2 protein-coding genes are annotated in these 4,050 nt (G+C 54.3%); both read left to right on the top strand.

Annotated elements, in window-relative coordinates; all coding sequences use genetic code 11:
- Window positions 1-94: 94 nt before the first annotated feature.
- A complete protein-coding gene (locus ACF8AM_RS09780; RefSeq protein WP_392555460.1) occupies window positions 95-3,475 on the top strand; it encodes an ATP-binding protein in 3,381 nt (1,126 codons plus the stop codon).
- A partial coding sequence (locus ACF8AM_RS09775; protein ID WP_392555459.1) for a DUF3322 domain-containing protein occupies window positions 3,472-4,050 on the top strand: 579 nt, incomplete at its 3' end. The genes ACF8AM_RS09780 and ACF8AM_RS09775, both read left to right, overlap by 4 nt.

The following is a 4,050-nucleotide window of genomic DNA, read 5'->3' as shown; positions in this document are numbered from 1 at the left end:
GGGACGCAGAGGAGTGCGCAGAGGGGAACCTTGACGTCTGATATCCTGTCGTTTGCTGCGTTTCTCTGTCTTTCGAATTTTGACGCCAACCAACATGAAGCCCTCTCAACCACTCGAACTATTCGCTGACGACGATGAAGTGTCGGAACGTTTGAAACCAGGGTTCCGCCTGGCGACGTTTGAAGTTTTCAACTGGGGAACTTTCGATGGCCAAGTCCACTCGATCTCGCCTCACGGGACGTCTTGTTTGTTGGTGGGGGAAAACGGAGCGGGCAAGTCAACGCTGGTCGATGCCATGCTGACGTTACTGGTTCGTCCCGGGGTTCGAAACTACAACGTCGCCGCTGGGGCATCCAAGAAAGAACGCGACGAACGAACGTACATTCGCGGTGCGTACGACCGGACTGCCGGCAGCGATGAGAAGCCCCGTATTCAATACCTTCGGGAAGGAACCGGATTCTACACGGCCTTGTTGGCCACGTTCGCCAGCGCTCGTTCGGGCAAGTCGTTCACGGTTTGCCAGGTGATGTATTTGACGTCCAGCGGCGATCGAAAAATCTTCTACGCGTTTGATCGGAAACACCGCAGCATTGCGAGTGACCTGGGCGACCTGACCTCCACCGGCGATATCAAGAGCACGCTGATTGACCGGGGATTTGAAGTGACCGAAAACTTCAAAACCTATCACGGGTGGATGAAACGCTTGGTCAAGTTTCGGTCCAAGGCAATGGACATCTTCAACCAGACCGTCGCGGTGAAGGATGTTCAGCGACTCGATCAGTTCATTCGTGATCACATGCTGGAAAAGAAGTCATGGAACGACAAAGTCAGCAAATTACTCGAGCACTTTGCCCAATTGAGTGAGGCTCATCGCGCCCTGGTGCAGGTGCGGCAGCAGTCGGAGTTGCTGGTCCCGATCTTACGAACAGGCAAGCGGTTCCAAGCGACAAACGACAAGCTGCAATCGGCTCGCGAAGAACTCGCTGCTTCAGGTTTGTTCTTTGACATTCAAACCAGCGAACTTTTGCGTCCGCTGTGTCAGCAATGGAAGCTGCGAATGGAACACCTCGATGAGCAAATCATTCTGCTGGATCGCTCGTTGAAATCCAAACGGGCCGAAGCCGCGGCTGTTGATCATGAGATTCGTCATCGTGGTGGATCCAGACTGCAGCAACTTCCCTTTTTGATCGAAAAGGAAGAACAGCATGCGGCGTCCAAGAAAGAGAAGCGACTCTTGTATGAATCGAAACTGAAGCAGGTTGGGATCGACGAACCCATTGCCAGTCCCGAGCAACTTGAAAAGGTTCACCGGCATATCAGCGATCAGCAACAACGAATCGCGATCGAGAAAAAAGCCGCCACCGACCAACTCGAGTCTCTTAACTATGAAATTGGTGTTCTGCGTCAGGAACTCGCCACTGACGAAAACGAACTGGCGTCACTTCGTCAACGAAAGGGCAATTTGCCCGACGCGTTCATCGAAATTCGCAGCGAGCTTTGCGCTGCCTTTCGTCTGTCGCCAACCGATCTTCCGTTCGCGGCTGAGTTGATCGCCGTCGCCCCAGAGCATGGCCGCTGGGAAGCATCGATTGAACAGGTGCTTCATTCCTTCGCGAGAACGTTGTTGGTTCCAGACGACCTTTATGCGAAGGTTTCCGGCTATGTTGATTCTCAGCGTCTGACCGATTCACGCGGTCGAGGGTTGCGATTGACCTACGATCGTGTCGGATCTCGCCCGTCCGCTCCGTCGCAACTGTCGACGGACCTGAGTCTCCCGGAGATGCTGCTCTATCGCGACGACCATCCTTTGGTCCCCTATGTTCGCGGCGAGATTGTGTCACGGTTCGATCACCTGGCATGCGAAACGATCCAAGAGTTTCAAATGGCGGGGCGCCGCGCGATGACCATCCATCGGCACGTCAAACAAAACCTTCGGCAACATTCGAAAGACGATCGCGGTGGTCATGGTGATCGCAAGCACTTCGTTTTGGGATGGGACAATCGTACCAAGCGGGAAGCACTGGAACGATCGATCGGAGAACAGAAGGCGGTGCTTGATCGCAGTGTTTCATCGGCGGAATCACTCCGTCGTCGTAGTGATCAGGCGACGCGAAGGCTGAGCCTGCTGGACGAGCTATCGGCGGTGACTCAGTTCGACACCATCGACGATCACCGGCACGATTTCGAAGCGTCTCAATTGAGACTGGAAAAGCAAAAGCTGGAGGAGTCGAGTGATCAAGTTCGGCAACTCAAGGCAAAGCTGGCGGCACTCAATGCGGAGATCCAAGGGCTCGAATCCGAGCGAGATCGATTTGTGGGGGAACGCTCCAACCTGCAAGCGGAGATCGGGAAAAGCGAAGGGATTTTGAAACGCGTCGACGCGAAAGTCGAGCAGGCTCGCTCATCCGATCGATTCGATTCGGCGCAAGCGTTCTTCGATGGGATTGCGAATCAGCTTGGTGAGCGAAAGCTGACCTTGGAAAACCTGGGGATTCTACCTCGGGACGTTTCGGATGAACTCACCGTTCGAGTCACCGAACTGGAGGAGCGAATCGTTCCAGTCCGGGACAACCTGACCAAGGCGATGAGCAAGCTGTTGAATCGATTCCCTGTCTTCGAGTCCGAACTCGATCCAACGCCCCAAGCATTGCCGAGTTTCGAACAACTCGCTAAGCGAATCAACAAGGATGACCTGCCTCGTCACGAGCGACGGTTCAAGCAACGACTCAAAGAAAAGGTCCTGCAGGAAATTGGACTGATGCATGGGGCTCTGGAGGACGAACGCGAAGAAATTCGCAGTAAGATCGAGACGCTGAATCAGGCCCTGCGTCAACTCGATTGGAATCCAAGCACGTACATGCGTTTGGAGCCGAGCGACACGTCGGATGCCGAGATCCGAGATTTCCGACGGGAACTGGCGGGCTGCCTGGAAGGCACCTTGGATGGGACTGACGATGCGAACGAGGCAACGTTTAAAAAGATTGAAAAGTTGGTGGACCGACTTCGCGACGATGCGAATCTTCGTTGGCGAGAAAAGGTGATCGACGTCCGCAACTGGTTCAAGTTCGCAGCCCGTGAATACGACGCCGCGTCAGGCGAACCAGGGAGCTACTACGATGGAGGCACCGGGCAATCCGGTGGGGAGAAAGGCAAACTGGCGTTCTTGGTGTTGGTGGCCGCGATTGCCTATCAGTATGATTTGCAACTGGATGATCCGAACAGCGAACGATTTCAGTTTGTCATGGTGGACGAAATGTTTTCACGCAGTGATGACACGCGGGCCAAGTACGCACTCGATCTGTTCGAACGTTTTGGATTGCAATTGGCAATCGTCGCACCGTTGGATGCCAAAGCACGGATCACGGAGAGCTATGTCGGCACGTACGGTCATATCATCAAAGATCCCGAGACGCATCGTAGCCAGTTGATCAGCTTGACGACCGAGCAGTACCGATCCGCGGGGCAGGAAGCATGATCACTTCGGAACAGATCCGGGACAAAGCAAGGCGACTGTTTGGGAAGGCGGTCAAGGCTTGGTTGAACAATGAACTGGATGCGTTTTTCCCCCATCGAATTCCCGCCAACCTGACTCCCTCGAAAGATTTGTCAACAGCGATCTCGGAGGTCGAGTCCCTGCGCGAGCACTGTAAGCAAACGATCGGATCAGGGTACCGAATCGAATGGAGATCCCGTCGAAGTCGCACGCATGGGCGGAATGAATTTCCCGATGCGATATTCGTGGACACGATGGATGATTTGGTGGAAATGATTGATCGGAGCAGTGACTGGAAGTCGCTTCAGTTGGCCGTTGCCAAGATTCGGGATCAACAACCGAGGTTGGACGATTGGTTGCGAACAGGGACGAATTGGAAATTGATCTTGGAACTATCGGACGTGCTTCCGGATTTGCTCCGCATTCTCGATCACATGCTTTTGCACCCGCGTTCCGACTGTTTCGCTCGTGAGTTGCCGGTTCCAGTTTCCACCAAGCTGATCGAGCAACATCGTCGTCGCTTGGCAATCTGGCTGGATCTGCTGCTGCCGCCCGAC

This window comes from Rhodopirellula sp. JB055 (assembly GCF_043100905.1).
Taxonomy (GTDB): domain Bacteria; phylum Planctomycetota; class Planctomycetia; order Pirellulales; family Pirellulaceae; genus Rhodopirellula.
The sequence above is the reverse complement of the archived record's forward strand: the minus strand, read 5'-3'. Positions and strand labels throughout refer to the sequence as shown.